The sequence below is a fragment of the Promicromonospora citrea genome (assembly GCF_013004695.1).
GTDB classification, from domain to species: domain Bacteria; phylum Actinomycetota; class Actinomycetes; order Actinomycetales; family Cellulomonadaceae; genus Promicromonospora; species Promicromonospora citrea.
The window spans coordinates 1-3,668 of the sequence record NZ_JABEMG010000235.1; the positions used below are offsets into that span (position 1 = coordinate 1).

Sequence of the window (3,668 nt, forward strand, 5' to 3'; positions counted from 1 at the left end):
GTCCGCCGGGGCCGGCCGGTCCTCCGGCCGCTTGGCGAGGCACGCGCCGACCAGGTCGCGCAGGCCGGCGGGGACCCCGGCGAGGTCGGGCTCGTCGGCGACGACGCGGCGGGCGACGTCCGGTGCCGCGCCGCCGCCGAACGGGCTGCGCCCCGTGGAGGCGAAGACGAGCACGGAGCCGAGGGAGAAGACGTCGGAGGCGGCGGTGACGTCGTGCCCGCGCACCTGCTCGGGCGACATGTAGGGCGCGGTGCCGATCGAGCCCGCGCCGGTGAGGGACGTCGCGTCGTGCTCCAGCGCGATGCCGAAGTCGACGACGCGCGGCCCGTCCTCCGCGAGCAGCACGTTCGACGGCTTGAGGTCGCGGTGCACGAGGCCCGCGGCGTGGACGGCCCCGAGGCCCTCGGCGAGGGTCGCGCCGAGGGTGCGCACCACGGCGTACGGCAGGGGCCCCTGGGCCTCGACCGCCTCCTGCAGGGACGGACCGGCGACGTACGCGGTGGCCATCCAGGGGCGGTCGGCGTCGGTGTCGGCGTCCACCACCGGGGCGGCCCAGAACCCGCCGACCCGGCGCGCCGCGGCGACCTCGCGGCGGAACCGGGTGCGGAAGCGCGGGTCGTCGGCGAGCTCGGGGCGGACCACCTTGACCGCGACCGGCCGGCCGGTGCGCGACCGCGCCAGGTAGACGCTGCCCATGCCCCCGCCGCCGAGGCGGCCCTCGACCGTGTACGGCCCGACCTCCCGCGGGTCCTGCTCGTCCAGCGCTCCGACCGCCGCTCCGACCGCCACCGTGCCCCTTGCCTCTCCGGGCCCGTCGTGTGTGCGCGCGCCCGCGCGCGTGCTGCCCGGAGAGATCGTAGAGCAGGGGGTCGTGGAGCCTGCTGGTCGTGGAGCAGCGGCGGACCCTCAGAGGTCGAAGCCGCCCGACACGACGAGGTCCTGCGCGGTGATCCAGCGCGCGGCGTCGGACAGCAGGAACGCGATGACGGCGCCGATGTCGTCGCTCTCGCCGATGCGGCCCAGCGCGGTGCGCTGCGCCAGGGGCGGGATCAGCTCGGGGTAGCGGTCGAACGCGCCGCCGCCGAGCCGGGTGCGCGTGGGTCCGGGCGACACGGAGTTGACGCGGATGCCGCGCCCGCTGAGCTCCTTGGCGAGGTACCGGCTGAGCACGATGACGGCGCCCTTCATCGAGCCGTAGGCCGAGTAGCCCTCCGTCAGCCCGTACGCGGCGGCCGAGCTGCTGGCGGTGTTGACGATCGAGCCGCCGTCGGCGATCAGGGGCAGCAGCGTCTGCGTGAGCACGTACGGGCCGCGGAACAGCACGCGGTAGGTGCGGTCGAGCTGCTCCTCGGTCAGCTCGGGGAAGGGCGTGCCGCCGCCGGTGCCCGCGTTGTTGACCAGGCCCGTGACCTGCCGCACGCCCCAGCCGGCGAGGACCTCCTCGACGGCGGCACGGAAGGCCCCGAAGCCTGCGCTGTCGCCCACGTCGAGCGGGAGCGCCGCGGCGCGGCGCCCGGCCTCCTCGACGCGCCGGACGGTCTCGAGCGCACCGTCCTCGTTCGAGCGGTAGGTGAGGATGACGTCCGCGCCGCCCTCGGCCGCGCGGACCGCTGTGGCCTGGCCGATGCCGGAACCGGCCCCGACGACGAGGGTGACGGGGGTGGTGTGCGGGGTCATGGTGGTGTGCGGGGTCATGGTGGTGTCCGTGGTCATGGTGGCGTCCTGTCCCGAGCGTGTCCGATGCTGCCTGAGGCGGCCGGTCCCGGTCTCGCGGGCGCTGCCCCGTCCGGCGCCCCGGCCACCTCTCCAGTCAAGCGATCGGGACCCCCGGGCGCGACGGCGTTCGTGGCGGGTCCTTGCCTGATCCTGCTCGACGCCCGAGCACCGCGTCAGAGCCCGCCCGCGACCGCCCGGCGCAGCACCGGCTCGGCGGCCGCCGCGGCGTCGGTGCCCGTGAGCGCTCCGGACAGCCACAGGCTCGCGAAGCCGTGGGCGACCGACCACGCGGCGCGTGCGGCCACGGCGTCGGACGTGAGCCCGGCCAGGGCGTCCCCCGCGCGGTCGCGGGCGGCGGCCAGGACGGGGTCGTCGCCGTGCACGAGGCCGGGGTCGAACATGACCGCGAAGTGCCCCGGGTGCGCGGCCGCGAACCGCACGTAGGCCAGCCCCGCGGCCAGCAGGTCGCCGCCGGCCGTCGCGAGCGCGTCGGCCAGGAGCGTGAAGCCCTCGGCGGCCACGGCGGTGAGGACGCCCGCCTTGTCGCCGAAGTGGTGGGCCGGGGCGGCGTGCGAGACGCCCGCGAGCCGCGCGAGCTCGCGCAGGCTCAGCGCGGCGGGTCCCCGCTCGGCGACGGCGGCCGCCGCCGCGTCGATCATGGCGCGGCGCAGGTCGCCGTGGTGGTAGCTCATGCACGCTCCTGTGTCGCCCCGGCACTCGATCTTTCCGTTGACAAGATAGCACCCGCGTGCTGGGATTGCGCTCGAACTAGTCGTCGTCAAGATCGGAGCCGCCGTGCCCGTCCCGCTCCCCGTGCTCCTGGTCGCCGTCACCGGGCTCGCCCGCCTCGCCGGGCTCCTGGCCGTGCCCGCCCTCGACTCGTGGCACGACGCCGCGCGCGTCGGCGCCGCCGCCGTCTACCTGTTCGCGTCCTCCGGGCGGCTCGTGCCCCGGGTGCGCGCCGACCTCGTCGCGATGGTGCCCCCGGGTCTACCCCGGCCGGACCTCCTCGTCGGGGTGACGGGCCTGCTCGAGGCCGCCGGCGCGGTCGGGCTGCTCGTGCCCGCCACGGCACCCGCCGCCGCGGCCTGCCTCGGCCTGCTCACGCTCGCCCTGACGCCCGCCAACATCTCGGCGGCACGGCGCGGCGTGCTCTTCGCCGGGCGCCCCGCGACGCCGATCGGCCGGCGCCTCGCCGAACAGGCCCTCTACCTCGGGGCGCTCGCCGTCGTGCTGTGGCTGCCGTTCTGAGGGTCGCTCAGCGGGCGTAGTCGCCGCCGGGCAGCCCGAACGCCTCCTCGAGCGTCGCGACGCCGGTCGCGCGCAGGTGCGCGGCCAGGCCGGTGCCGACCCAGCGCAGGTGCCACGGCTCGGGCGCGTACCCCGTGACGGCGGTGGTCGGCCCGGTGTACCGGACGACGAACCCGTGGTCGGCGGCGTGCCGGGCGACCCACCGCCCCTCGGGGGTGCCGGCGAAGCACTGCTCGAAGTCGCAGCCCGGGTCGCTCGAGCCGCCGACGTCGACCGCCAGACCCGTCTGGTGCTCGCTGTGGCCGGGGCGGGCCGAGACCTCGTCGGCCCCCGCGGCGCCGAGCTGCGCGACCCACCCGTCGTACACCGCGGCCTGCTTCGCGTAGCCGCGGTAGGCGCTGCGCAGCGTGAGGTGCACGCCGTCGGCGTCCGCGGCCGCCAGGAGGGCCGCGAGGTCCGGCGCCGCGTCGCGACGCACGAGGTAGCCGCGCACGGTGACCAGGTCCGGCTCGTAGGCGGGGTCGAGGGGCAGGCGCTTGTTGACCACGACCCACGGGCTGTCCGGGTCGGACGTCGAGTGGCGGGCGAGGTCGAGGCCGGGGGCGGACTCGTCGGGAGCGGACGCGACGGGAGCGGGCGACGACCCGCTGCCCGGTGCGCCGTGCGCGACCTCGGCAGCGGACGCGCCGCCGGCCGCCGGC

General features: G+C 77.2%; 5 protein-coding genes. 1 reads left to right on the forward strand and 4 read right to left on the reverse strand.

The annotated features are described in order from the left end of the window. The 3 genes from HLB15_RS22930 to HLB15_RS22940 all read right to left on the reverse strand — a co-directional run. Positions 1 to 789, reverse strand: a 789-nt coding sequence (locus HLB15_RS22930; protein WP_212760266.1) for a serine/threonine-protein kinase, incomplete at its 3' end; no start/stop codon positions are given. Between the two features lie 117 nt (positions 790 to 906). Then, positions 907 to 1,713 carry an SDR family NAD(P)-dependent oxidoreductase gene (locus HLB15_RS22935; RefSeq protein ID WP_229785558.1) on the reverse strand — a complete coding sequence of 269 codons (807 nt, stop codon included), beginning with the start codon at positions 1,711 to 1,713 and terminating at the stop codon, positions 907 to 909. Between the two features lie 176 nt (positions 1,714 to 1,889). After that, entirely contained in the window at positions 1,890 to 2,408 is a 519-nt protein-coding gene (locus tag HLB15_RS22940) for a TetR/AcrR family transcriptional regulator (protein ID WP_171108999.1), read from the reverse strand. Positions 2,409 to 2,511: 103 nt separating this feature from the next. Here HLB15_RS22940 and HLB15_RS22945 point away from each other — a divergent pair, with 103 nt between their 5' ends. Beyond that, positions 2,512 to 2,967 carry a DoxX-related protein gene (locus tag HLB15_RS22945; RefSeq protein ID WP_229785559.1) on the forward strand — a complete coding sequence of 152 codons (456 nt, stop codon included), beginning with the start codon at positions 2,512 to 2,514 and terminating at the stop codon, positions 2,965 to 2,967. A 7-nt stretch (positions 2,968 to 2,974) separates the two neighbouring features. Here HLB15_RS22945 and HLB15_RS22950 read toward each other — a convergent pair. Next, positions 2,975 to 3,668 (reverse strand): M15 family metallopeptidase (locus HLB15_RS22950; RefSeq protein ID WP_171109001.1); only part of this gene is annotated, 694 nt, incomplete at its 5' end.